Genomic DNA, 25,277 nt, shown 5'->3' with positions numbered 1-25,277 from the left:
TTGATAAAACAGCTGTATTCCGCGTTGTTAGTGTTAGAATGTAAGAATTCTAACAGTATAAACAATAGACGCAATATTTAGATTTATGCAAATTGCTTTATGGGTTCTTATATCTGCAGTTGGATTTTATGTCCTTTATGTGCTGTTTTTTTATCTACTTCAGCGCAGAATGCTATTTCCTGTCCACGAGCTACCGGCTCATAACGCTGATCTAATCATTCAGGCTGGCGGTGACATTGTTCGATTACCTTTCTCGCAAGGTGAGTTCGAGCTGGCGCACTTGGCGCCGCTTAAAAACATATATGGTGATAAGTCGCCAGTGGTCATGTTGGCGCATGGTAACGGCAACATCATTGATGACTGGGCACCTCGGCTGGATTATATCCGTGAGCAGGGCTTTAGTGTGGTATTGGCTGAGTACCCGGGTTATGGTCGCTCTGATGGTCGTCCGAGTTATAAAACCATCAAAGAGTGTATGTTAAAGGCCTATGACTGGATGGAACAGCAGCCTCAATTCGATCATGAACATATCTCACTTCTAGGTCGCTCCATGGGCGGTGGTGCTGTATTGAGCATCTTGTCAGAGAAGACGCCACACGCAGTGATTTTGATGTCGACCTATTCCAGCGTGATGGACTTAGCGAAGAAACGTTGGGTGCCGCGCTTTTTGGTACGGGATCCATTCGATAATGTGTCTGCCTTGAGTAACTATAAAGGGCGTGCTTATTTAGTGCATGGCGAGGCGGACAAAACGGTACCGATCGATGCTTTGACCAAGCTCTTGGCGGCGAAGCAAGATGCTGAACATCAAATATATTCAACGGGACATGCCGACACCCCAGATAATTGGGACGAGTTTTGGGTTAAAGTCTCTGAAGTCATCAAACCAAAAAGCGCAGCTTAGTGCAGGTTTGAGATACAGACTGTCGATTATTTGACACATCGTGTAAAATGGTCCCGTTTTCAAAATGAGTGGTATACAAACCGAATGAACCAGCAAGATAGCCTACAGGCCAAGCTCCCAACTCCTTGGGGAGATTTTGTGATCCATGCGCTTGAAACCAACGACGGCAAAGAACACATTGCCATGACGTATGGTGAGTGGGACAAAGAACAGGCCGTATTGGCAAGAATTCACTCTGAGTGCTTAACTGGCGACGCATTGTTCAGTTTGCGTTGCGACTGTGGTTTCCAGCTTCGTGCAGCGTTAGAAAAGATTGCCGAAGAAGGCTCTGGCGTGCTGTTGTATTTGCGTCAGGAAGGCCGCGGTATCGGATTAACCAACAAAATCCGTGCTTATTCACTGCAAGATCAGGGGATGGACACGGTACAAGCCAATGAGCACTTAGGGTTTGGAGCTGACGAGCGTGACTTTAAAGTGGCGTCAGATGCGTTGGATATTTTGGGCGTGTCGAAGATTCGCTTAATGACCAATAATCCTCGCAAAGTCAGTTCGATGAAAGACGCTGGTATCGATGTTGTTGAGCGCGTGCCTTTGAAGTTTGGGCAGAATCCTCACAATGCTATGTATCTATCCACTAAACAATCGAAATTAGGGCATTTGTTTTAGACGCAACTCGCCCAGTGTAACGAAATAAGGATTCACATGACTTTAGATATTTATCTTTCCAGCGATAGTGCGCCCGCTCAATGGGGCGAAGGGGCTTTACTCAGCTTTAAAGATGATAGCGCAACGATTCACACCGAGCACCCAGAACTAATCCAAGTTGCCGCTCGCCGTTTAATGACTCAGGGATTGTCGTTTTTTGCACTGAAAGGTGACTGGCAGTTAGAGCAACAGTGGGCTTTTTTCCAAGGCGCTTACGAGCCAAAGGTTGATGTCCAGATTGATTTTGCCAACTTAAGTGAGGCTGATAGCCAAGAGCTTGATTCTCGTATTCAAGTCAGCCGTTGGATGCGCTCGATGGTTAACGAAACCCCAGAAGTATTGGCGCCTGAAGTGTTGGCACAAGAGGCCGCGCAATTTATTCAGGGCTTGGCACCAGATCATGTCAGCTACGATATTGTGTCTGGAGACGATTTGGAAAAGCAGGGCCATATCGGCACTTGGGAAGTCGGTCGTGGCTCAACTCGCCCACCAGCGTTATTGAAGCTGAAGTTCGATCCAAAAGGCGATAAGGGCGCTCCAGTCGCTGCGCTAGTGGGTAAAGGCATCACGTTTGATAGCGGTGGTTACAGTATTAAGCCAAGCGCTGGCATGTTGCACATGAAAGCGGATATGGGCGGAGCTGCAACTGTCACGGGCGGTTTGGCATTGGCCATATTGCGCGGACTAGACAAACCTGTAAATTTATATTTGTGTTGCGCAGAAAACTTGATCAGCGGTCATGCTTACAAGCTGGGTGACATTCTAACTTACCCGAATGGTCTAACCGTTGAAATTCAAAACACTGATGCTGAAGGTCGTGTGGTTATGGCTGACGGCTTATTGTTAGCGGGGCAGTCTGGTGCTAAAACCATTATTGATGCGGCAACCTTAACAGGAGCAGCTGTGACTGCTGTAGGCGGCGATTATAATGCGGTGTTTGCGCTAGATGACAGCGCTAGAGCAGAATTCTTGAGTATTGCTGAATCTGAAAACGAGCGCCACTGGCCGTTGCCTCTGGAGCCGTTTCATGCGCATCGTTGTCCATCACATTTTGCAGACACCGCCAATAGCCGTGCTGTGAAAGGTGGCGGACCAGGTGGTGCAAGTAATGCCGCAGGGTTCCTATCACGCTTTGTGCCTAACAATGGCCAGGGTTGGATCCACGTCGACTTGGCGTCTGCATATAATGACAGTCCAACGCCAAAGTGGTCCGCGGGCGGGACTGGCTTAGGCTTCAGAAGTATTGCGGCTAAGTTGTTAAAAAGCTAATGAGGCGAGGGTGGGCTTAGGCCCACCTAGTCCTTTATCCCAAAAAACTGTTCTTTGATGCTTGGCTCATATACCGGCCATTCCTCTAAAACCTCGTAGTACACCCCTTTTTCATTCTGCACGGACTCCATTAAGCAAAACCGCTCGACTTTACATGATAGATCTAAGGGCTGCAGGATATCTCCAATTGGCTGAGACTCTCGAAACAGCGTAATGTGAGGCCGAAATTCATGCTTGTCTTTGGAGAAGTGTAATCCTGCACTGGCGAGGCACTGATTAATATGGGTCTTGAGCTGTTTGAGGTGCTGCTTGCCTTCCAATATCTCAACACAACCAATTTCAGTATTAGGGTAGTAAGCATAACGATCTATACTGAGTTCAAAAGGCTTAATGTTAGGAGTGTCAATCGAATCGAACAGATCGTGTATATCTTGATGCGGAACAGCGCCTAGGAACTGTAGAGTGAGGTGAAAGTTGTGAGGTTTTACCGGGCGTCCTGCGAAGACAGGGCTGCTCTTCTGAAGAATTTCTAGTTTATTCTTCAGATCTTGCGATAGTTCTATCGCAAAAAATAGCCTTGCCTTATTTTTAACAGAATTTGCAATAGATGACATATAATTCTTGATGGTTTATTTGCTAAGATGGCATTAATGAAACGAACTTTATTGATAATATGTCAAAAAAGCCTAAAAAGAAAACCAGTAAAGCAACAAATAAAAATACCAAAGCAAAGTTAGCGCGAAGAAAAAAGTGGCGTTCACTATTTTGGAAGCTGTCCCTCGTCTTTGTGGTGCTTTTGGCCGGCTTTGTGCTGTATCTCGACTCGGTTATTCAAAGTAAATTTAAAGAGAACCGTTGGCAGTTACCTGCTCGTGTTTATGCGCAGTCGTTGGAGTTAGCCAATGGAAAACCGATGACGCCAACGCGTTTGCGCCAAGAGCTTGAGCTTTTGGGATATCGTAAAGTTGTGAAAGCCACGCGCCAAGGTGATTACGAAAATTACAAAGGCTCTTTCTTTATCCACATCCGTGAATTTCAGTTTTGGGACGGGCAACAAGATTCTCTACCCGTATCGTTCAATATTAAATCGGGGCGTATCGCAGAGTTGAAAAATCGTGATACGGGTGAAACCTTGCAAATGGCGCGGCTTGATCCACTACTTATTGGACAGTTTCACCCTAATCGATTGGAAGACCGAATATTGGTTCACCTTGATGATGTCCCGGAGCATTTTAAGCAAGCTCTGTTGACCGTCGAAGATCGTGATTTCTATGAGCACAGCGGGGTCTCGCCTAAAGCGATCATGCGTGCACTTTGGCACAATGTGACCAGTGACGGCCGTTCGCAGGGCGGTAGCACCATTACCCAGCAGCTGGTCAAAAATTACTTCTTAACAAATGAGCGAACTTTGTGGCGTAAATTTAAAGAAGCCATCATGTCGGTGATACTTGAAGTTCGTTATGAGAAAGATGACATCCTGCAAGCTTATTACAACGAAGTCTACTTTGGTCAAGACGGTGGTCGCGCTATTCATGGCGTGGGTTTAGCCAGCCAGTACTTTTTTGATAAGCGTGTTCGTGACCTAACGCCAGCGCAGTCTGCGTTGCTTGTAGGTATGCTGAAAAGTCCTAGCGGTTACAACCCCCGTCGTAAGAAAGAAGCGGCTTTGAAGCGTCGAAATCAAGTATTGCGACTGATGCATGATCAAAAGTATTTAACCGAGCAAGAGTATCAGCAGCAGCGAGAGACCACGCTGTCGGTTGTGAATAAGCCGGAATTAAAACTATCTCGAGTGCCTGCGTTTATGGATCTGGTGCGTCGCCGTTTACAGGACTCTTACTCTGAAGACGAGCTAAAATCAGAAGGACTTCGTATTTTCACAACGCTGGACCCAGTGATGCAACGTTATACCGAAGAGAAAGTCGCTTCGACATTGGCTCGGATAGAAAGCTCAAAAGGTATTGAAGAAGAGTCGCTACAAACAGCAGTTATTATCACCTCTAGCCAGACAGGAAATATTCTGGCCTTAGTCGGTGATCGCTATACGGACAAAGCGGGTTTTAATCGTGCGATAGATGCCAAGCGTCAAATCGGTTCGGTCATCAAACCTTTCGTAGTGTTAGCTGCTTTAGAAAAGAGCAGTCAGTATGATTTGGCGACCATTATTAGTGATGAACCCTTATCGCTGAAGCAACGAGATGGCACCTTATGGCAGCCGCGAAATTATGACCGTCAGCATCATGGACAAGTACCCTTGTTCGTGGCGTTGATGAACTCCTACAATATTGCAATGGCTCGCTTAGGACAGCAAGTGGGTATTGATACGGTTGCGGACTTTATCGAACAAGCAGGCGTAGAAGGCGAGGTTAGAGCCTTGGATGCATTGCCGCTCGGCGTACTCGAGCTGACGCCAGTGGAATTAGCAGGGTTGTATCAATCGTTGGCCAGTGGTGGTTTGAAAATTAAACCTGCAGCGATTACTGCAGTAACCGATAACCAAGGGGGTCTTTTAGAACGATATCCGATTGAGTCAGAGCGAATCGCATCTGAGCTAAATACTTACTTGGTCAAAGCTGGAATGCAGTTGGTTGTAGAAAAAGGGACCGCGCGTTACCTGCATAATCAAAACCCGTTTACCAAGTTTGCAGGAAAGACCGGTACGACCAATGATCTAAAAGACTCTTGGTTCGCAGGATTCTCAGGTGAGCATTTAGCGGTAGTATGGGTTGGTCGTGATGATAACAAAGAAGCGAATATTACCGGCTCGTCAGCGGCGCTGCCAGTATTTACGGATATCTTTAATGGGCTACCAACTGAGACATTGCGTCTGGGCTATGAAGACAATATTGAGTGGAAACTGATCGATGCCGACAGTGGCCTGCTAGCGAATGATTATTGTGAGGTGTCAGTCGAAATTCCATTTATTAGAGGGACGGCGCCAACAGAAGAGGCTCCATGTGCCCCAGAAGAAGAGGAGTCCTTTTTTGGCCTTTAAACTGCACCCCGTATTAACGAAAGATTGCATACAGCTCGGACGTTTTGAGTTGTGTATGGTATTGCTGATGAATGATGAACATTATCCTTGGGTCATTTTAGTCCCTCAGGTTGAGAATATTCGTGAAGCTTTTGAGCTTTCAGAAGCGCAGCAACACCTTTTGATGAAAGAATCTAATTTTGTTTCAAAAGCTATGAGCGAAATGTTTCATGCCGACAAAATGAATCAGGCGGCATTAGGTAATATGGTGCCGCAACTTCATATTCATCATGTCGCACGGTTTAAAAGTGATGTCGCTTGGCCTGCGCCAATTTGGGGCAAAGTTACGCCGAAAGCTTATGACGAGCAAGGATTAGAAGCGATGATTGCTAAGCTTAACCAAGGGCTTAGCAATCACCCGAACTATCGTCCGTTAGACTGATTACTCAGGACGAGTAAACTCAAACTGACCATTCTCTAGCCACTCGATTGCTGTGTCAGCAGGGAGAGTGTGGAATGCTTTTCCTAAAGACTCGGCAAGAGAAACCAGGTTAGGTATATTAATAATAGAAGCATCATCGTTCGGTTGGTGATAATGCCCTTGCCCACGCCAAACAGAAATAGCATGCATTGGAATACCTGTCACTTCAGCTTTCTTCTCGTTTTGAAACGCTTTTTTGATGTCATCTTTTGAAGCATCAAGCATGGCGAATGGAGCATTGTCTGAGCGGAAGAAGAGGCCCATCTTTGGGTCCAGCACAGGGTCGAGTTCCCAACCTTGTTTTGCTAGCTCTGCTTTTAACGTTGGATACAGTGTGGAGTATTTATCGCCTGTCATCCACGCACTGTTTAGCTTGTCTTCTAGTGGAACACCTACTAGTTCAAACATAAAGCCACTTTCGATCTTGTTGAGTGGAATCCATGGGTTTTGTGCGAAATACTTTGAACCTTGCAAGCCCATCTCTTCGGCATCCCAAGCAGCGATGACGACGTTAAACGGTAAGCTGTCATATTGCTTCAATGTTTTGGCAAAAATTAAAGATGCGACAACACCACTGGCATCATCGTCTGCGCCATTGAAGATTTGGTCACCTTCAAGCTTAGGGTTGGTACCAACATGGTCATAATGAGCACCGACAAAAAAGTAACGCTCAGACTCACAGTTGCAAGGGATGTAACCAATAACATTGGCAGCCTGTAGTGGCTCGCCCTTTCTGTTGTGAGCCGTAAACTTTTGTAAGTATGAATCTTGCCCTGGGACTTGCTCAATACCGATATCTTCAAAGCGTTCAATGAGCCACTGCTGAACGTCAGTATTTTCCACGCTACCGGTTAAGCGACCTTGGCGGTCATCGTGCGCTAAGTAATTCATCCAGTCATCAGCAAGTTGAATAGTACTCTTATCTTGTGACTCGTTATCATTCGCTAAGACTAAACTTGAGCCGAAACACAAACCAAGTATCACAGTTTTAATCGTTGTCATTTTCAATGTAAAAACTCCTTTGAAATAGGTTTTAAGCATTCCTGGACGAGTTGTCCTGCATACTTCCAGTCAATATCATCAATAGTTTCGTTGTCTGCTGCAAGCTTAGTTAAGATATCCGCTTGGATTTTTCCACGCTGATAAGCTTCTGCATAAGGAATATGGTGGAACATGACCATAGAGTATCGCGGAATAAATTGGGTAGGGTAGTGTTGCTCGAGTTTAAAAGCGATGGCTTTCTTCAATTGAAATTGTGGATCGCGGACGGAGTCGCGCATTTCTACATAGTTCTCCAAGGCCATATCAGCAATGGCATCGGCATTGTCGCGACGTGTTGCTGTAAACTCAGAGAGAACTTTAGCCCAGTCGTCAGAATACTTATTGAGTAAACGATAAAGCTCTGAGCAATCCTCAAAGCCACAGTTCATACCTTGACCGTGGAAGGGCACAATGGCATGCGAGGCATCACCAAACAACAAGATATCTTTGTATGCCCAGTTTTCTGCGCGAACCGTACCTAGAATACCCGTTGGGTTTGTGAAGTAGTCGTCTGCCAAATTTGGAATCAACTCTAGGACATCGCTAAATTGTTCTTGGAAGAACTGCTCGACATCAGCCTTGTTTTTAAAAGCTTCAAAACTTACTGGACCTTTGTTCGGCATAAACAAAGTAACTGTAAAGGAACCATCCAAGTTTGGTAAGGCGATAAGCATATAGCCGCCACGAGGCCAGATGTGGAGAGCTTCTTTTTCGATTTGAAAAGCGCTGGTTTTGCCTGCCGGGATAGTCAACTCTTTATAAGAGTGCTCCAATAATTCTGACGAAAACCCTTTGAGTCCAAGTTGCTGTAACGTTCGCCGTGTCTTTGAGCCAGCACCGTCTGTGCCTAATAGGACATCGTAGTCGTGTGAGAACTCATGGTCGGTGTTTTCATTCTTCAGTGTGATGCTTTTGTTGTTAGGATCAATATCTATGAGCTTACTTTCGAAGTGAAATGTCACGTTGCCAGTTGCTTCGGCTTCATCTCGCAATAGACTGACTAAACCTGCACGGGATACTGAGTAGATAACTTCTTCAGCTTTTTGACCATAGGGTTGGAGAGTCAGCTGACCTGCAGCGTCATGTAGCATTCGCCCCTTCATCGGAATCAATAACTTCTCAACTTTATCCATAACGCCGACTTGCTGTAGTGCGCGAATGCCTCTGTTGGCGAGAGCTAAGTTGATGGAGCGACCGGCTGGGATTGATGTGCGACGAATGTCAGGCAGTTTATCAAAGACATCGACCGTGTACCCACGATGGCCGAGGTAAATACTCATCAAAGAGCCGACTAGGCCAGCTCCAATCATCGTGATGCGTTGACTCATGAAGCTGCTCCTTCGATGGCTTGCTTTAGTATCATGACGAAACGGTAGCAATCAGTAAAAGAATTGTACTGTGGTACAGGCGCAACACGGATGACGTTAGGATAACGGAAATCACAAGTCACACCAGCGGCTTCAATGGCGTCGAAAATTTGCTTGCCATCGGCTCCATGCAAGTTAACCGTTAATGATAGTTGCGAGCCTGATGCTGCTGTGTCCTTTGGCGTAAGAATATTAATTTCTGTTGATAACTCTTGCTCTAACAGCTCACGCAAATAGCCTGTCAGTTTTAAGGATTTCTCACGGAGCTTTTGAATACCACCGGCTTTTTTTATGGTGTCCAAAGAGCCACGAATTGCAGCCAAAGATAGAATTGGTGGGTTTGATAGTTGCCAAGCTTCGGCACTTTCCATTGGAATAAAGTGGTTTTCCATCTTAAAGCGGGAATCTTTATCGTGACCCCACCAGCCAGCAAAACGTGGCAAGTCTTTATTTGAATGATGGCGCTCATGAACGAAGCAGCCAGCCACTGAGCCCGGGCCTGAGTTAAGATATTTATAAGTACACCAAGCAGCAAAGTCGACGTTCCACTCATGAAGCTTCATCGGAATGTTGCCAGCAGCATGAGCTAGATCAAAGCCGACGTTACAACCTTGTGCGTGACCTGCCTCAGTAATGATTTTCATGTCCAGCACTTGGCCTGTGTAGTATTGAACACCCGGCAACATGATCAAGGCAGTGCTTTGGCCATGTTCTTCAATTGCGCTCAAAATATCTTCGGTGCGCAAGGTTTCTTCACCTTCTCGCGGCTTGAGTAACACCATACTCTCGGTAGGGTCAAAGCCATGATATTTGATTTGCGATTCAACTGCGTAGTGATCCGATGGGAAGGCGTGGTCTTCAATAATGATTTTATGACGTGTTGCAGTAGGGCGGTAAAAGCTGACCATCATAAAGTGCAGGTTTGCGGTTAAAGTATTCATGCTAACGACTTCTTTGACCTTAGCGCCAACTAAGTCGGCAAAACCGTCACTTAAAAACTCATGGTACGGCATCCAAGGAAAGTCACCTGAGAAATGACCTTTCACACCGAGCTTTTGCCATTGTTGTAATTCGTCGTTAACGTATTGCGCCGCAAGTTTTGGCTGTAGCCCTAGGGAGTTGCCACAAAGATAAATTTCTTCTTCACCATTACTTTGCTTGGGGATGCTAAACTCTTGGCGAATAGCGCTAAGAGGATCTTGTGCATCAAGTTGCTGTGCATATTCTAATGAAAATAAGTTACTCATGATTATTCTGTTCCAACGTCTTCGCCACCATTGTCTTGGGTGACGTCAGTTAAAGGGTAAAGTACAGGACGACTAGGTGCTGCATCTAACTGGAAGTGTGGGATTTGAAGGTTTAACCAATAAAGCCCATCGGTAATATCATCATTGATGTATATCATTTCAGTAATGGTGCGATGCGTCAGTGTGGTATCGGTTAATTCGTGGCTTCCTGCAGGGACATTCCAGAAAGTATGATGGTTGTGAAGTTGACCTTCGTCATACATCTTATCGATAGAAGGAAAGTCGACCAGCAGATGATGAATGTTCGACTGGCTGAGCCACTGAATCGCTTCAGTAGTAAAAAATGGTGGCTGATGCTCTTGTCCATAAACCGTTTCACATTTTGATGGTGCATTGGGCAAGGTACGAATCGCGACGGAGCCCATTAAGTCTAAATCTTCGGAGCTAAGCTGCTCTTGTAACATGGCTTTGGTAATGACTTGATCATTCAGCTCCAAGTTTGGATGGTAACTCTCTTCAGTGTCGCTAGCGGCAATCGGCGTAACGGAGAGTACAAAACAGCTAGTCAAGGAGCTGCTCAGAGCATCGCCAACGGCAACGCTCTGGTCAACGATGTGCTGAACCGTTTCTGTATGAGTCCCATTGCAATGTGGAACCATAGAAATGCTCTGCACATTACAGCTACCACCACGCTGTGTGTCGCCAACAAAACCGCCAGCTTGTAGGGGCTGTGCTTGCGCTTGAGCCGCACCGAAGTGATTGGGCTGATGTTCGTCAAACGTCAGAGGGATCGCTATCGAGCAAGCTTGCGATAATTCTAACTGGAATAGCTGCCCATCAAACTCCACGTAGGGGTTCATGATATAAAGTCCTGCTTATTGAGCTTAAGCCATTCAAGAGCAGTGCCGTGCAATAAACGATCCTCGATTGATGCATCGTAATTCATGGATGCAATTAACTTACCAGGCTCAAGTTCACCTAGCGGGAATGGATAGTCAGTACCTAGCGCCAATTTTTCAGGCCCCATCAAGTTAACGATATAATCCAGCATGCCTTTATCATGTACCAGTGTGTCGAGATAAATTTGATCAAGATATTTACGAGGGTTGTGTGGATTATCCACCGTCATCAAATCTGGGCGAACATTATAAGCGTGCTCAATTCGGCCAATAGTCGCAGGGAAACTACCACCGCCGTGCGCGAAAGCTACTCGCAGTTTTGGGTGGCGCTCTAACACACCGCCAAAAATCATGGAGTTAATCGCAAGCGATGTTTCTGCCGGCATACCGACTAACCATGGCATCCAATATTTCTGCATTTTTTCTTTACCCACCATGTCCCAAGGGTGAACAAAGATAGCCGCGTCTAACTCTTCTGCTGCTGCAAAAAACTCAGCCAGTTCAGGTGCATTTAAATTCCAGTCATTAATATGCGAGCCAATCTGCACACCGGCTAAACCTATTTCGTTGACGCATCGCTCTAGCTCTTTAATCGCCAGTTCTGGCGCCTGCATCGGCAACGTACCCAAGCCAATAAACCGCTTAGGGTATTGTTTAACAATACCTGCAATATGGTCGTTTAAGTAACGTGACAGATCATGAGTATCGTCTGGTTTGGCCCAATAGTTGAACATCACAGGGACTGTTGAGAGCACCTGCACATGAACGCCATGCACATCACATTCCTTCATGCGAACTTCTGGTGACCAGCAATTTTCCTCAATCTCGCGGAAAAACTTACCATCGACCATCATTCGGGCGCAGCCGCACTTATGGTGGTCAAGCTGCACAAAACCACCATAACCATAACGTTCTTTTAAATCAGGCCAGTTTTCAGGGAGAATGTGCGTATGTATATCAATTTTAAGTTGGCTCATAAGTTACAGATCCAATTTGTTTTCTTTCGGCATGACAGTACCGCATTGTTCACAAGTGCGGTTTTCTTCGCTATCCAGAAAGCGTTCGAAAACCGGCAGGAAATCTTTCTCAACATTGGTCAGTTGGAAATACTCTTCATAGAGTTTGTGATCACAGTTTTCACAGAACCACATCAACCCATCTTTTTCATGGTCTAACCGCTTCCGCTCGACCACTAAGCCAATCGAATTCTCGAAACGAACAGGTGAGTGGGGAACTTTAGGCGGTAATAAAAAGATTTCACCTGCTTTAATAGGGTAGTCCACACGCTTGCCATCTTGAATGGTGCGTAACTCCATCTCCCCCTCAAGCTGATAAAAGAATTCCGGCCCCTCGTCGTAATGAAAGTCACGACGACCATTCGGACCGCCGACGACCATGACAATAAAATCATCCTGCTCAAAGACTTGCTTATTACACACGGGTGGTTTCAGCAAATGACGATGTTCATCAATCCACTGTTGAAAATTAAACGGGGCGACGGGTTTGCTCATTGATTCGCTCATATCTGACTCCTTGATTAGTCTCCAATCGTTGCGACACACTTAAGTTCTATAGCGATTGGCGTCGGCAACGAACTGATTTCAATGGTCGTTCTGCATGGCTGGTTGTCAGCAAAGTACTCAGCATAAATTTTATTGTAAGTCTTAAAGTCGTCTTTCATGTTGGTCAAAAAGACTTGAACATCGACCAGCTGGTCCCAGCTTGATCCCGACTCTTCAAGAATCCAGCGGATGTTATCGAACACACTGCGACACTGAGTTTCAATACAGTAATCCGTGATGTTGCCTTGGTCATCCAAAGTGACGCCAGGAATATCTTTGCTGCCTTTCTGGCGCGGGCCAACCCCAGACAAGAATAATAAATTGCCCACACGGCGAGCGTGAGGGTATAGACCCACGGGTTCAGGAGCTTTGCTGGAAACAATTTTCTCTGACATAGATTCCTCAAACGTTTGATTGTGTTTGGTTTAGCTCACGAAAGACTCATTACATAGAAGAGCTTGTGACTGATAGTTCAGCGTACGGACTAAACCATTGTTTACTTTATAAGCGATTTTAAAAAATACTAGGAAATACAGGCGTGTGCAAACGCCCAAAAAAGGAAAGGGTATGCTATTTATCCAAGATCCACTTACATCCGCCCTGATGAGCGAAGATAAATCCTGATGTTTTTTGATGTGGAAAATATTGCATGACGCTAGTTATATCGAATTAGGCCGTTTTAAGCAAGGGGTGTCGCTGCCTGGGAAGCGCTCCGTAGCGTGATGTACGGAGCGAAATTTTGGCTAATCTCTGAAGTTATTAAACTGGAATGGCTGGCCTAAATCGGCTTGGCGTACAATTCCCATGGCGGCCTGTAGGTCGTCACGTTTTTTACCGGTTACGCGGACTTGATCGCCTTGAATCGAGGGTTGTACTTTTAATTTGGACTCTTTAATCAATTTGACCAATTTTTTAGCGGTGTCTTTATCAATGCCTTGCTTAAAGGTAGCTGTTTTAGAGAAAGTCTTGCCTGAGTGAGTGGCTTCGTCGGATATATCCAACGCATTAATATCGATATTACGTTTGGTGCAACAGCGGTAGAACATATCGACCATCTGATCGACTTGGAATTCAGCTTCAGCAGTAATTTTTACGCTGTCCTCACTTTGCTCAAAACTGGCGTCTACGCCTCTAAAGTCAAAGCGTGTCGTTAACTCGCGATTAGCGTTATCGACGGTGTTAGTGATTTCATGTTTGTCCACTTCGGAGACAATATCAAATGATGGCATGATGTATTCCTATAAATTTAATGGGTACAAGTAATCTCAAGAGTACTTAATACATACGTTCTTGGGTTCGGTAAAGAAACGTAGCGCCTCTAAACCGCCTTCGCGACCAACGCCGGAGCTTTTGACGCCACCGAAAGGTGTACGTAGATCTCGCAGTAGCCAGCAGTTAATCCAGACAATGCCCGCTTCTATATCTTTAGCGACCTGATGTGCGCGCTTGAGATCGCTAGTCCAGACACTCGATGCTAAGCCATATTGAGTGCCGTTGGCGAGAGACACTGCCTCTTCGTCTGTGTCAAATGGCATAATAGTGCAGACAGGGCCGAAGATCTCTTCTTGATTGGTTCGGCAGTCATTGTCTAAACCTTCGATTACCGTAGGCTCCACAAAGTAACCATTTTGGCAGCGGCCGTTAACGGTGGTCTGTTTACCTCCCGTTAACACGCGCCCACCTTCCTGTCGTGCTAATTCGATATAAGACAAAACCTTGTCCATGTGGGGCTTAGAGACCAAAGCGCCATGTTGGGTTGAGTTATCTAGCGGGTCACCTATTTTTAATGCTTTGACCTTATCAATAAAGGCTTGTTTAAATTTGTCATAGATCGGTCGCTCAATATAAATCCGAGAGCCACACAGGCAAATTTGACCTTGGTTAGCGAAGGCTGCGCGAACTACATTATCGACGGTATCTTCAAAATCACAATCAGCAAAAACCAGCGTTGGGTTTTTTCCGCCAAGCTCAAGCGATAGTTTTTTGAACATACCTGCGGTGACTTTACTGATGTGAGCACCGGTTGCGGTACCCCCAGTAAAGCTGATGGCTTTGATCTTTGGATGTGTGGTTAGTGGATCCCCAATTGATGGTCCTGTGCCGTGTAGGATATTCAGCACTCCAGCAGGTAACCCTGCCTCGATGCAAATTTTGGAAAACAAGTAAGCTGTCATCGGTGTAATTTCCGATGGTTTGGCGATGACGGTATTCCCAGCAGCTAACGCCGGAGCAATTTTCCAAGTAAATAAATACAGCGGTAAATTCCATGGCGAAATACAACCAACCACGCCAATCGGATCGCGCAAGGTGTAATTAATGGCGTCATTGCCCATAGCGTGGCTTTCGCTAGAAAACTGAGTAATCGCTTGGGCGAAGAAGCGGATATTTGCTGAGGAACGATATATATCGACGCTTTTCGCTAGGGAAAATGGCTTACCGTTGTCTACAGCTTCGGCCTTTGCCAGCTCATTGGAGTGGTCATCAATAGTGTTAGCGACTTTGGTTAAGATTGTTGCGCGTTCTTCCAGCGATAGGCCCGCCCAAGCAGGTTGAGCCTTTGTTGCTGCCTCAACCGCTTGCTCCAAATCTTCAGCTGTCGAGTCAGGAATTTGGCTGTAGATCTTACCTGTTGCTGGCTCCACATTATCAATATACTTTCCCTGTATTGGCTCAACTAACTTACCGCCAATGTAGTTTTCTAGCATTTGCATTAACGCATCCTCTTGGGCTTATAAGCAGCTGGTTCTGCCACCATCAACAGGAAGGTTGATGCCTGTTATGTAGCCAGCTGCTGGAGAAGCCAAGAAACCAACGGCATTGGCGAATTCTTGAGCTGTACCAAAGCGCTTCATTGGAATAATCGACTTTTCTTCTTGCTCCATTTCTTCAACCGACAAGCCTTTCTTGTTAGCTTTGTTTTGAATAATGGCTTCCAGTCGCACAGTGTTGGTTGCGCCTGGCAAGACATTATTGACGGTGATATTGAACTGCCCTAACTCGTTAGCCAGAGTTTTTGCCCAGTTGGCAACAGCTCCTCGAACAGTGTTGGATACGCCAAGACCATCTAGCGGTTGCTTCACCGAGGTAGAGATAACGTTAATGATGCGGCCAAAGTTAGCTTCTTTCATGCTGGGTAACGCCAGCTTCATGAGCTCATGGTTACAAACAAGGTGCTGGTTAAATGCTGCTAAGAAGTCGCCGGTTTGTGCTGCGTTAGCTGGACCTGGCGCTGGACCACCTGTGTTATTGATCAAGATATGAATGGCTGCTTCTGGCTCTTGTAGATAGTCGTGAACAACTTGTTTGACATTATCTGGGTTCGTAAAGTCAGCCACTAGGATATGGTGGTCTTGACCCTGTGAGTGATCCAGTTCTTTCTGAACGGCTTCGAGCTTTTCTTTATTTCTTGCCAATAATACGATGTTTGCGCCTTGCTCAGAGAGTTGCTTGGCAATGGCTTTGCCCATGCCTTGGCTTGAGCCGCAGACTAATGCGGTTTTTCCAATAAGTGTTAAGTTCATAGTAATGTCTATTTTTATGTGACTTAAAAGAATATTTAAGCATATTTAGGCAGGGACGGAAATGGTCAAAAGGCCTTTAAAGATAGGTTATGGTATTACGTCCATCACGTTTTGATTGATACAACGCTTTATCAGCTCGGACGTAGAGCTCGCGCAAAGACTCATATTTTGAAGCACAGGACACTCCAAAGCTACAAGTCAGCGATTTAACGGTGCTGAATTCTGTTGTTTCAATCAGACTGCGTAGCTTTTCAGAAAGCTGCTTAGCATGATCTGGCTCTGTAGCAGGGCACAATATGGCAAACTCTTCGCCGCCCCAGCGGGCTAAAGTATCAGTTTTCCGGATGTTATTACTCAGCAAGGAGGAGAGCTCAATAAGAACTTCATCGCCGACGAGATGCCCGTGGTTATCATTGATCGATTTGAAGTGGTCAACATCCAGCAGAATAAAGGCCATGTGAGAATGATCTTCTTGATACGTTTGGTAACGTTGCTCAAGAAATTCACGGTTGTTAAGCCCCGTTAAACGATCCGTTTGGGCGCGGCGCACTAAGGACTTATGTTTTCGCGACTCAACTCGACGGTGTAGTATGGCAAATGTAAGAAGGGACAGTACTGCGACTATAATTGATGAGTAAGTCAGTATTTGATAAAGCATCAACTGCTTTGTCATTCGAGTGGATGATAACAAGCTTAAGGTATCAACCGCTGAGTATACCGAGTAAATATCGCTAGTGAAGGCTCCGCTTGGATCACGAAAGCTTTTAATGAACTGCACAACATCAGGAACAGAAATGGTTTCAAGTCGTTCTAAATCATGCAACATCCAAATCAGCAAATGGGTTGCTTTTAAGGAGTTTCTTTCCGAATGACCTTCCTCACTGTAAAGGTTGTCAGTAGTTTTAAACGTGGTGTTTAAAGTTTCGAGCATCTCTTCAAGACGTAAAATATCGGTAATGACCTGCGTGTTACTCTGATTGATTGGCAAATGATGAATGCTTACCCAAGCTCTGTAAGCATCGTAACTACTGATGGCAGGGTGGCCTGGAAAGGGACTAAAAGCCTTGGTGTCAGTACTCCAGCTGTTCTCAATAAAGGTATTGATCTGTTGCTGTTTTTCACTATCGACTATGGTCGAATTTAATTTCCCCATGTGGTGCAGGGCTCGCACCGCATAAGATGTGGCTTTAACCGTGGATTGTTGCCCAAATTCAGGGTAGCCGGGATCCCAGAAGCCACCGTCGTTGTTTTGATAGGCTAAAATAAGCTGAGCCACAGCTTCGGTATCAATCGTTCCTAACGCATCGAGCTTGTCTAGAATTATAATCGAGTCGAGAGTTGAGCGTATGTTTACGGCGCTGTTTGGAAGCGCGGAAAAACCTTTGAGATTTCCTATGGCATTACTTGGAGCTTTAAAGTTATTCAGTAAGAAACTGATGAGCGCATCTTTGTTCACTCTCTCTAGAGCATTAAGCTCATCTAGAGAAGCGATGGCATAGCGTGTGAGTCGTACACTTTCCCGGTTGAGCGTTGTTGGCTCATCAAATAAATCCGGGTTGTTAACAAAGTAGCCGTCGGGGTGTTGTCGTTTCAATAACCCGTTGATGGTTTCCGCTGCGTAAATGGGTGCTTGATCATTAACTGGTAAAATGCCGTAGTGAATTTGAAGCTGGCGATATTTTTGGAAGAAAAAGCCGGAGAGGACAACGCTAATTATGGCTATCCAAAAAAGAATGGATCGTTTCGATCTTAAAAATGGGCCTAGGCTCATTAGACTCGGCTAATTCCTTATCGGTTAAAGGTTAAGGATTGTACAGCGCCTAGGCCCCAATATATCAAAAAAACTGTAAAATTACTTGCTTAACGCTCGCTCAAAGGCTTCCAAGGTTTTCTTAAGTTCTTGGTCACCATGAGAGGCAGAAACAAAGCCCGCTTCGAATGCTGATGGTGATAGATAAACCCCTTCATCAAGCATCGCATGGTAAAAGCTTTTAAAACGCTCCATATCACCATTGGTTACTTGCTTGTAGCTCGTCACAGTTTCTGCATCATTGAAGAAGAAACCGAACATGGAACCGACGTGGTTAGTGGTAAAAGCGATGCCTTTTTGCTCAGCGATATCGCGCATACCATTGACCAATGCTTCAGTGTACGCAAACAAGGGCTCGTAAAAGCCTGGCTTGGATAGTTCGTTGAGTGCAGCTAATCCCGCCGCCATAGCCACAGGGTTACCTGATAAAGTACCGGCTTGGTAGACAGGCCCAACAGGCGCCATGTAATCCATGATGGCTTTTTTGCCACCAAATGCGCCTACCGGCATGCCGCCGCCAATAACTTTACCCAGAGTGGTAAGGTCGGGTTGAACCTTGTAGTAGCCCTGCGCGCCATCAACACCCATGCGAAAGCCTGACATGACTTCATCAAAAATCAGCACAGCGCCATATTGATCACACAGATCGCGTAATCCTTGAAGGAATCCATCAACTGGCGGAATGCAGTTCATGTTGCCTGCAACAGGCTCAACGATGATGCAGGCTACATCATCTTTGTTTGCTTTAAGTAAGGTTTCTACGCTATCCAGATCATTAAAGTCTGCGGTTAATGTATGCTTGGCGAAGTCTGCTGGCACACCTGGAGAGGTCGGTTCGCCAAGAGTGAGAGCGCCCGATCCTGCTTTGACTAGCAAGCAATCGGCATGGCCGTGATAACAACCTTCAAACTTGATGATTTTGTCTTTACCCGTATAACCGCGCGCTAAGCGAATTGCGCTCATGGTCGCTTCAGTGCCTGAGTTGACCATACGCACCATGTCAATCGAAGGAATCAGCTCGCAGATTTTCTCCGCCATTTCCGCTTCAACTTCCGTTGGAGCGCCGTAGCTTAAGCCACGTTTTGCGGCATCGATCACCGCGTCTAGAATCGCAGGATGATTATGGCCTAAAATCATTGGCCCCCATGAGCCGACATAGTCAAGGTACTGCTTGTCATCAGCTGATGTAAAGTAAGCACCATCGGCTGCTTTGATAAATACAGGTGTTCCGCCGACGCCAGTGAAGGCTCGGACCGGAGAGTTTACGCCGCCTGGAATATGCTGTTGGGCACGGCTATAAAGTTGTTCGGAAATCGTCATAATCGTCACACTATTAGATGTAATGAATGTTTAGCCGATACTATTGTTACAAACCTCTGTTGCTCTGACGTTAAGAGTGTCGAGGGGAGTACCAGTTCATCGGCTTTTCGAATTGAGTGAGCTTATCTTCTACACCCAGCACAAGGGCAAAGAGTGCCATGCGAACTTTTACGCCATAGTGAGTTTGGCGGAAGATTGCTAAGTTCGGGTTATTGTTCATGTCGTCACTGAGCTCGTTGGCTTCTGGTCGCGAATCGCGTGGGAGTGGGTGCATGATAATGGTGTTTTTATCGCAATGTTGCTGGTAAAGGCTTTGGTTGAGGCAGTATTTTCCGCGATACAAATTCGCTTCTTCTTGCGTGGTGAAACGCTCTTCTTGTACACGGGTTAAGTAAATCACGTCTTGACCTTTCAGGCCGTAGTGGAAATCTTCAGAGATACTGTAGTTCAGGCCTGCATTGTCGCAGGCATCCAACACTTTATCTGGCATAGCCAGAGCTTGCGGCGAAATAAAGGTAAAGTGGATATTCGGGAATAAGCACAGTAGTCGGGTCAGCGAGTGAACCGTACGGCCATTCTTCAAGTCGCCAATCATGGCAATCTTAATGGTACCCTTGTCTTTACCCAACGCTTCCAGCTCGTTATGAATCGTATATAAGTCGAGTAGTGCTTGGGTAGGGTGCTCGTTTGGGCCATCGCCACCGTTGATTACGGGAACATTACTGCCTCGCGCAAACTCCGCGACAGAGCCGATGTCAGGGTGACGCATCGCGACAACATCTGCGTAGTTTGCTGTGACACGAGCTGTATCGTACAGGGATTCGCCCTTAGATAACGATGAGGTGGTCATGCCGACGGTTTCGCGAACATGGCCGCCAAGAAGGTTGAAGGCCGTTCCAAAGCTAATGCGTGTGCGTGTGCTTGGTTCAAAGAATAGGTTGGCGAGAATCGCACCATCGAGCACATTACAACACTTAACACGTGTTGCGTAAGGTGTCATTTCGTCAGCAACTTGGATAATCCTTTCGACTGCTTCTCTGTCCAGCTGATCAATCGATAGTATGTGTTGCCCTTGAAATACCATTCAGTTACCCAAATTCTTAGTGTTAAGCTACTTGGGACGCAATTCTAACACGAACTGCGGCAGATGTAGCTAAAATTACAGGGCTCAAAGTGGAAATTCAGCCAGAAATGCTTAAAATGGGCACGAAATTTATGAAAGCGCTAACTTTAGAGGTTATTTGTGGAATATAGAAAGTATCGTTGTTTGGTCTGTGACTTTATTTATGACGAAGAATTAGGCTGGGAAGAAGACGGTATTGCCCCAGGCACACGCTGGGAAGATATTCCTGAAGACTGGTATTGTCCAGACTGCGGCGTGGGCAAAGAAGACTTTGAGCTGATGACCGATGAGTTTAAGAAAAGCCTCTAAGTCACGGTTTCTACTCGATTTAAAAACCTCCTTTTCGGGAGGTTTTTTTATGGCTGAACTGTAAGAATTATCAACAGTGGCGGGGCCTTGCGGATAGGAGTACTCTGACAAATGGTCAAATGGAACTGGAGGTTTGTCATGAAAGTTAAAGCTTTGTTAGCGACGTTGGTGGTTGCTGCTGTTTTAGGGTTTGCAGGAACTGCGTGGTCTGCTGCTTATCTAAAAATTGGTGATATTAAGGGCGAAAGCCAAGCGGATGGCCACAAAGACGAAATTGATGTCTTGAGCTGGTCTTGGGGCGCTGATTCCAATCGACGTAGAGGGTGCGTACGTGATTTCCACTTTGTGAAGCCTATTGATGCAAGTTCACCGCCAATCTTAATGGGACAACTGACGCAAGAAGTCTACCCAGAAGCTCGGTTGAGTGTGGAGCACGATGGTTCAAATCGCTCGCGCTTTGAGTATCTAACGCTAAACTTCCGTAATGTTCGAATTGAAACCTTCCGTACCGGTGGTACCGATGGCGCGCCTGTGACAGAACAGGTGAGTTTCAATTTTGAAGAGGTGGAATACAGCTATCTGCAACAAAGAGCCGATGGTTCATTCGGCGATAGGGTGACCGCGACCATTAGAGGTCGCCAATGTCGTGATAACTAAATGACACGAAGCCTCCTAATTTGGAGGCTTCTTAACATTACTCGCTCATAGGATGGAACTTTGGATGAGACTGTATTCTTTGAATCCAGCGCTGAATAGCGGGATATTCATTAAGGTCAAACCCTCCGTCATCAGCAACGTGCGTGTAGGCAAATAATGCGATATCCGCAGTGGTGAGCTGGTTGTTGACTAGGTAATCACTTTTACTGAGCTTTTGCTCCATAATGCTGAGTGCTTTATGGCCGTCTTCTTGTTTCGATAGAAACTCTTCGCGTCTTTCTTCGGGCATTCCCAAATATTTAGCAATAAAGCGTGCCACGGCAATGTAAGGTTCATGGCTGTATTGTTCAAAGAATTGCCATTGAAGTACTTCGGCATGAAGAAATCGTTCTGAGGGATAATAGGTCGAGCCCGAGGCTAGATAGTTAATGATGGCGTTTGATTCGGATAGGTAGCGCCCATCATCGAGCTCTAGTACTGGGATCTTTCCACTCGGGTTTTTGGCTTTAAACTCATCATTGAGGTTGTCACCTTTGAGGATATTGATGTGTATCCATTCGTGCTCAATATCCAGCAGGGACATAATAAGTTTGATTTTGTAACAGTTTCCAGACCGAATATCGCCGTAAACCTTCATGGCAAAACCTTATGTTTGAGTAGTTTCCCTCTAATTATCCTTCAACTTTTGATCAATGTCAGCTCGGCTGTGACGTTCGCTTAATTGCTCATGAGGCTCGCCCCAAGTGCGGTTGACGATTCGACCACGCTGTACAGCTTCGCGGCTTTCGATTTGCTTTGCCCAGCGTAGGACGTTTTTATAGGAGGTGGCATCCAAAAACTCGACTGCATCGTAAGCATGACCAAGCACCAGGTTGCCGTACCAAGGCCAAATAGCAATATCGGCAATCGAGTATTCGTCGCCTGCCATAAATTCATTATTAGCTAAATGCTTGTCTAAGACATCCAGTTGGCGTTTAGCTTCCATGGTGAAGCGGTCAATCGCATACTCGATTGGAAACGGCGCGTACTTGTAAAAGTGGCCAAAACCACCGCCAATATAAGGCGCGCTACCCATCTGCCAAAACAACCAAGACATAGCTTCAGTTCGCTTGCTATGATCCTTGGGTAGTAGCGCGTCAAACTTTTCAGACAAGTACAATAGGATGGCTCCAGACTCGAATACTCTTTGCGGCTTATCATCTAAATCGTCGCTGTAATCCAATAAGGCTGGGATCTTAGAGTTCGGGTTAATGTCGACGAAGTCGCTACCAAACTGATCGCCGTCACCAATTTTAATCAGGTGTGCGTCATACTCAGCGTTGTTGTGCCCCATGGCTAAGAGTTCTTCCAGCATGATGGTGACTTTTTGGCCGTTAGGCGTCGCTAGTGAATAAAGCTGAAAAGGGTGCTCGCCTTTTGGCAGCTCTTGCTCATGACGAGCGCCAGCCGTTGGACGATTGATACTCGCCCATTCACCGCCATTTTCTGAATTCCAAGTCCAAACTTTAGGTGGTGTGTAATTATTGTCGCTACTCATAGTATTGCCTAGCTTTAATAAAGGTGTAGCCACATTGAAACGCTAAAGCTGAGTGGCGTCAATTTAGCCATGCGAATAGCGGCTATGTGCGATTTACATGCTGAGAATATCTATGACTGTTCTAACTCTTTTGAGTAAACGCAGGTTACCGCTAGGCGTAGCGACATGCCGATAAGTAATGTCATCAAGCCTACCAATAGCGAGTCTAGCGCCAATAAGCCAAACAGTTCCCAACTTTCGGTGCCGACTGCCCAGCCATTCAGTTTATAGTGAAGCACCATTGGGGCTACAAGAAGGAGGATGGGGAAGACAATATAGAGGAACTCAAATAGATACGATTTAGACGAAAGCTTTCCTTCAATATTGACGCCACAAAGTCGCAGAAGTCCTTTTAGAAGCTTGTCGCGGAATATAAACATTGGCACTAATAAAATTAACAAAGGTACAAATGGCGCAAGCTCTGATGGAATTTCAACGACTCCAACAAGGTATGCTGAGCTATCTTGTCCATAATAAGTAACAAAGATGAGTGCCGCTAGAATGAATATCGAGATAACCAGCATTAAAACTTTTTCAGTGGTTGTTAAAGGGAAAAGTTTTGTTTTATCCCAGCCATTAGCCGATAGTTTCAGAATTAAAAGTGATGGAATGATAATGCTTAGTACTTTTAAGAAACCAAAAGCTAACCGAATTAAAGTTTCTTTGCCTGCTTCAACGCTATCCCCTAAAACGAACATGCCCAGCTGCACTTCAACAAAGTGCTGTAAGCCTTCAACTAGTGTTGGAATGATCCAGAACAGCGGCGCAAGGAAGATGAGTGTGTAGAGCCCTTTCCCAAAGTCTTTTACGATAGTCATTATTCTTTCCTTCTATATCTCCTTAATTATTGAAAGAAGTATAGTAACTATTTGTTTTTCCATCAATAAATGAAGCATGAGCAGTTGTTACACGATATTAACAAGCACTTTTTTCGGGTTATTCGGATGATCGTGCTATAACTGTTGGCAGAAACCTTTTGTTAAAAAAGTGCTAACAATGGAATAAAATCGGAGGTTGTTCGTTAAACGGTAAAAGAGAGCAAACTCAAGTCACATAGAAGTTGTCTTTGGAAATAAGGAGCCATTATTGTCGAATGCAGTCTCACAACTCGATGACTACTGTCGTAAAAGTTTAGTCTTTGCCGTACAGCTGTTGGGTAATCAGTCGGATGCCGAAGATGTGGTGCAAGCCAGTATCGAAAAAGCATTGGCGCACCCTAAAGCACCGAAAGGTGGTGTGGATTTGCAAAAATGGCTTTATCGCGTGGTGCGCAACGCTTCGATCGATCATTTACGGAAACAATCTCGCGAAGCGCCTTTGGAAGAGACAGCCGTAGCGAAAGCCACCGATGAATCGCCTGAACGCCAATTAGCCAACGAGCAGATTAAATTGCGTTTGCGTGATGCGCTGAACGCGTTACCCGTCCATCATCGTGAGCTTGTGGTGCTGCGGGATTATCATGGACACAGCTATGATGATATTGCTGAGATATTGTCGATTGCTAAAGGAACCGTAATGTCCCGTTTGCATCGAGCGCGTTTGGCGCTTCGAGAAGCTTTGAGTGATTTACAGCATGAACGAGGTGCAGAATGAATCAATGTCATGACATTCAAGAATTGATCAGTGGTTATATTGATCAGGAGCTATCTCAGCAGAAAGCACAACGCGTGCGACTGCATATTGAAAGCTGTGATAGCTGCCGAAAAGTGTATGAAGACTTAGTCGCCATCCGTAAAGAAATGGGGCAGTTGCACTATCCTGAGTGCGAGGAAGCCAAACTGGAGAACATTATGAATGAACCCGTTGCCAAGACCTTGGGGCTTGTTGGTTGGATTATGCTCATTATTGGATTAGTTGGGTTTATGGGGTGGCAGGCTTTTACTTTTTTCACCCAGCCCGTGGTACCTACATGGGCAAAAATTGGTGTGCTACTGATTGAATTAGGCGTGCTAGGGTTATTTTTAAGGGTGTTGCGTCAGCGATTAATTGCAAGAAAAACTGATAAATATAGGAACGTAAAGCTATGAGTTATGATATTGAGTTGTACACATTGGAAGACGTACCGGGTTACAAAGTCGAAAAAGTTTTGGGCTTAGTGCGGGGTAATACCGTTCGAGCGCGTCATGTGGGCAGAGATATTTTAGCGGGGCTGCGCAACATTGTAGGAGGTGAGGTTAGTGAATATACCAAGCTGATGGCTGAAAGCCGTGAGCAAGCGATTGACCGTCTACTTGATGAAGCGCGACTTTTAGGTGCAAACGCCGTCATCGGCACGCGGTTTACCACCTCCATGGTCGCCAGCTCAGCCGCAGAACTGCTGGTTTTTGGTACGGCGGTGGTGCTTGTCAAAGAGTCTTAATTGTTCCGAGTTGTAACAATATCGCCTTCACATCATCTATACAGGGTAGGAGTTATGCTAAATCCTACTTCTCCTTAATTTGATGAGTGAGGGTGATATTTGTGAAGTTGTTATATAAAACCATTCTTTTCGTTGCCAGCGCGGTTGGAGTGG

Annotated in this window: 27 protein-coding genes; 10 read left to right on the top strand and 17 right to left on the bottom strand. The window is 45.7% G+C overall.

From position 1 onward, the window contains the following. Positions 1-169: 169 nt before the first annotated feature. The 3 genes from KFK88_RS00195 to pepB all read left to right on the top strand — a co-directional run bounded on the left by KFK88_RS00195 (position 170) and on the right by pepB (position 2,878). Positions 170-904 (top strand): alpha/beta hydrolase, encoded by a 735-nt coding sequence (locus KFK88_RS00195; RefSeq protein ID WP_223576642.1) that lies wholly within the window; start codon positions 170-172, stop codon positions 902-904. A gap of 84 nt (positions 905-988) precedes the next feature. Further along, positions 989-1,570, top strand: coding sequence for a GTP cyclohydrolase II (gene ribA / locus KFK88_RS00190; RefSeq protein ID WP_223576641.1), 582 nt, complete (start codon positions 989-991; stop codon positions 1,568-1,570). Positions 1,571-1,606: 36 nt separating this feature from the next. Continuing rightward, positions 1,607-2,878: an aminopeptidase PepB gene (pepB, locus tag KFK88_RS00185; RefSeq protein ID WP_223576640.1), complete on the top strand. Its 1,272-nt coding sequence runs from the start codon at positions 1,607-1,609 to the stop codon at positions 2,876-2,878. Positions 2,879-2,904: 26 nt separating this feature from the next. Here pepB and thpR read toward each other — a convergent pair whose 3' ends face one another. Continuing rightward, positions 2,905-3,492, bottom strand: coding sequence for an RNA 2',3'-cyclic phosphodiesterase (thpR, locus tag KFK88_RS00180; protein ID WP_223576639.1), 588 nt, complete (start codon positions 3,490-3,492; stop codon positions 2,905-2,907). Positions 3,493-3,551: 59 nt separating this feature from the next. On the opposite strand from thpR, the gene mrcB reads away from it, so the two are divergent. Next, positions 3,552-5,873, top strand: coding sequence for a penicillin-binding protein 1B (gene mrcB / locus KFK88_RS00175; protein ID WP_223576638.1), 2,322 nt, complete (start codon positions 3,552-3,554; stop codon positions 5,871-5,873). Positions 5,874-5,928: 55 nt separating this feature from the next. Beyond that, positions 5,929-6,294 (top strand): HIT domain-containing protein, encoded by a 366-nt coding sequence (locus tag KFK88_RS00170; RefSeq protein WP_396326638.1) that lies wholly within the window; start codon positions 5,929-5,931, stop codon positions 6,292-6,294. Here the strand turns inward: KFK88_RS00170 and KFK88_RS00165 are convergent, their stop codons facing one another. The 13 genes from KFK88_RS00165 to KFK88_RS00105 all read right to left on the bottom strand — a co-directional run bounded on the left by KFK88_RS00165 (position 6,295) and on the right by KFK88_RS00105 (position 20,184). Beyond that, on the bottom strand, positions 6,295-7,335 hold the full coding sequence (locus tag KFK88_RS00165; protein WP_223576636.1) for a M28 family peptidase: 1,041 nt from the start codon (positions 7,333-7,335) through the stop codon (positions 6,295-6,297). Positions 7,336-7,337: 2 nt separating this feature from the next. Beyond that, a complete protein-coding gene (locus KFK88_RS00160; protein ID WP_223576635.1) occupies positions 7,338-8,702 on the bottom strand; it encodes an FAD-dependent oxidoreductase in 1,365 nt (454 codons plus the stop codon). Then, positions 8,699-9,988 (bottom strand): kynureninase, encoded by a 1,290-nt coding sequence (gene kynU / locus KFK88_RS00155; protein WP_223576634.1) that lies wholly within the window; start codon positions 9,986-9,988, stop codon positions 8,699-8,701. The genes KFK88_RS00160 and kynU overlap by 4 nt, the downstream gene beginning before the upstream one ends. 2 nt (positions 9,989-9,990) lie before the next feature. After that, positions 9,991-10,848 (bottom strand): cyclase family protein, encoded by an 858-nt coding sequence (locus KFK88_RS00150; RefSeq protein WP_223576633.1) that lies wholly within the window; start codon positions 10,846-10,848, stop codon positions 9,991-9,993. Further along, positions 10,845-11,864, bottom strand: a complete 1,020-nt coding sequence (locus tag KFK88_RS00145) for an amidohydrolase family protein (protein ID WP_223576632.1) — start codon at positions 11,862-11,864, stop codon at positions 10,845-10,847. The genes KFK88_RS00150 and KFK88_RS00145 overlap by 4 nt, the downstream gene beginning before the upstream one ends. 3 nt (positions 11,865-11,867) lie before the next feature. Next, a complete protein-coding gene (locus tag KFK88_RS00140) occupies positions 11,868-12,410 on the bottom strand; it encodes a 3-hydroxyanthranilate 3,4-dioxygenase (RefSeq protein ID WP_223576631.1) in 543 nt (180 codons plus the stop codon). Between the two features lie 14 nt (positions 12,411-12,424). Further along, complete coding sequence (locus KFK88_RS00135; protein WP_223576630.1) at positions 12,425-12,844, bottom strand: RidA family protein; 420 nt, start codon at positions 12,842-12,844, stop codon at positions 12,425-12,427. Positions 12,845-13,192: 348 nt separating this feature from the next. After that, positions 13,193-13,678, bottom strand: a complete 486-nt coding sequence (locus KFK88_RS00130) for a YajQ family cyclic di-GMP-binding protein (RefSeq protein WP_223576629.1) — start codon at positions 13,676-13,678, stop codon at positions 13,193-13,195. Positions 13,679-13,714: 36 nt separating this feature from the next. Next, positions 13,715-15,160 carry an aldehyde dehydrogenase gene (locus tag KFK88_RS00125; RefSeq protein WP_223576628.1) on the bottom strand — a complete coding sequence of 482 codons (1,446 nt, stop codon included), beginning with the start codon at positions 15,158-15,160 and terminating at the stop codon, positions 13,715-13,717. Between the two features lie 18 nt (positions 15,161-15,178). After that, positions 15,179-15,970, bottom strand: a complete 792-nt coding sequence (locus KFK88_RS00120; RefSeq protein ID WP_223576627.1) for an SDR family oxidoreductase — start codon at positions 15,968-15,970, stop codon at positions 15,179-15,181. A gap of 76 nt (positions 15,971-16,046) precedes the next feature. Continuing rightward, positions 16,047-17,741 (bottom strand): diguanylate cyclase domain-containing protein, encoded by a 1,695-nt coding sequence (locus tag KFK88_RS00115; protein WP_223576626.1) that lies wholly within the window; start codon positions 17,739-17,741, stop codon positions 16,047-16,049. Between the two features lie 81 nt (positions 17,742-17,822). Further along, complete coding sequence (gene hemL, locus KFK88_RS00110) at positions 17,823-19,100, bottom strand: glutamate-1-semialdehyde 2,1-aminomutase (protein ID WP_223576625.1); 1,278 nt, start codon at positions 19,098-19,100, stop codon at positions 17,823-17,825. A gap of 70 nt (positions 19,101-19,170) precedes the next feature. Next, on the bottom strand, positions 19,171-20,184 hold the full coding sequence (locus KFK88_RS00105) for an aspartate carbamoyltransferase (RefSeq protein WP_223576624.1): 1,014 nt from the start codon (positions 20,182-20,184) through the stop codon (positions 19,171-19,173). A 159-nt stretch (positions 20,185-20,343) separates the two neighbouring features. On the opposite strand from KFK88_RS00105, the gene KFK88_RS00100 reads away from it, so the two are divergent. Both KFK88_RS00100 and KFK88_RS00095 read left to right on the top strand, forming a co-directional pair. Beyond that, the gene (locus tag KFK88_RS00100) at positions 20,344-20,532 is read left to right on the top strand and encodes a rubredoxin (protein ID WP_223576623.1); all 189 of its coding nucleotides are present in this window, start codon (positions 20,344-20,346) and stop codon (positions 20,530-20,532) included. 138 nt (positions 20,533-20,670) lie between these two features. Beyond that, a complete protein-coding gene (locus KFK88_RS00095) occupies positions 20,671-21,189 on the top strand; it encodes an Hcp family type VI secretion system effector (protein ID WP_223576622.1) in 519 nt (172 codons plus the stop codon). Positions 21,190-21,226: 37 nt separating this feature from the next. Here KFK88_RS00095 and KFK88_RS00090 read toward each other — a convergent pair whose 3' ends face one another. The 3 genes from KFK88_RS00090 to KFK88_RS00080 form a co-directional block, all read right to left on the bottom strand. After that, positions 21,227-21,826 carry a glutathione S-transferase family protein gene (locus tag KFK88_RS00090; RefSeq protein ID WP_223576621.1) on the bottom strand — a complete coding sequence of 200 codons (600 nt, stop codon included), beginning with the start codon at positions 21,824-21,826 and terminating at the stop codon, positions 21,227-21,229. Positions 21,827-21,856: 30 nt separating this feature from the next. Next, the gene (gene yghU, locus KFK88_RS00085) at positions 21,857-22,726 is read right to left on the bottom strand and encodes a glutathione-dependent disulfide-bond oxidoreductase (protein ID WP_223576620.1); all 870 of its coding nucleotides are present in this window, start codon (positions 22,724-22,726) and stop codon (positions 21,857-21,859) included. A gap of 110 nt (positions 22,727-22,836) precedes the next feature. Beyond that, the gene (locus tag KFK88_RS00080; RefSeq protein WP_223576619.1) at positions 22,837-23,583 is read right to left on the bottom strand and encodes a hypothetical protein; all 747 of its coding nucleotides are present in this window, start codon (positions 23,581-23,583) and stop codon (positions 22,837-22,839) included. 268 nt (positions 23,584-23,851) lie between these two features. Between KFK88_RS00080 and KFK88_RS00075 the strand changes: the two genes are divergently transcribed. Genes KFK88_RS00075 through KFK88_RS00065 form a run of 3 tightly spaced genes read left to right on the top strand, consistent with a single transcriptional unit; the run spans position 23,852 to position 25,124 of the window. After that, positions 23,852-24,358 (top strand): RNA polymerase sigma factor, encoded by a 507-nt coding sequence (locus KFK88_RS00075; protein ID WP_223576618.1) that lies wholly within the window; start codon positions 23,852-23,854, stop codon positions 24,356-24,358. After that, the gene (locus KFK88_RS00070; protein ID WP_223576617.1) at positions 24,355-24,792 is read left to right on the top strand and encodes an anti-sigma factor family protein; all 438 of its coding nucleotides are present in this window, start codon (positions 24,355-24,357) and stop codon (positions 24,790-24,792) included. Before KFK88_RS00075 ends, KFK88_RS00070 begins: the two co-directional genes overlap by 4 nt. After that, on the top strand, positions 24,789-25,124 hold the full coding sequence (locus KFK88_RS00065) for a YbjQ family protein (protein WP_223576616.1): 336 nt from the start codon (positions 24,789-24,791) through the stop codon (positions 25,122-25,124). Before KFK88_RS00070 ends, KFK88_RS00065 begins: the two co-directional genes overlap by 4 nt. Positions 25,125-25,277 lie beyond the last annotated feature (153 nt).

This window comes from Kangiella taiwanensis, from assembly GCF_020005165.1.
Lineage (GTDB): Bacteria > Pseudomonadota > Gammaproteobacteria > Enterobacterales > Kangiellaceae > Kangiella > Kangiella taiwanensis.
The sequence above is the reverse complement of the archived record's forward strand: the minus strand, read 5'-3'. Positions and strand labels throughout refer to the sequence as shown.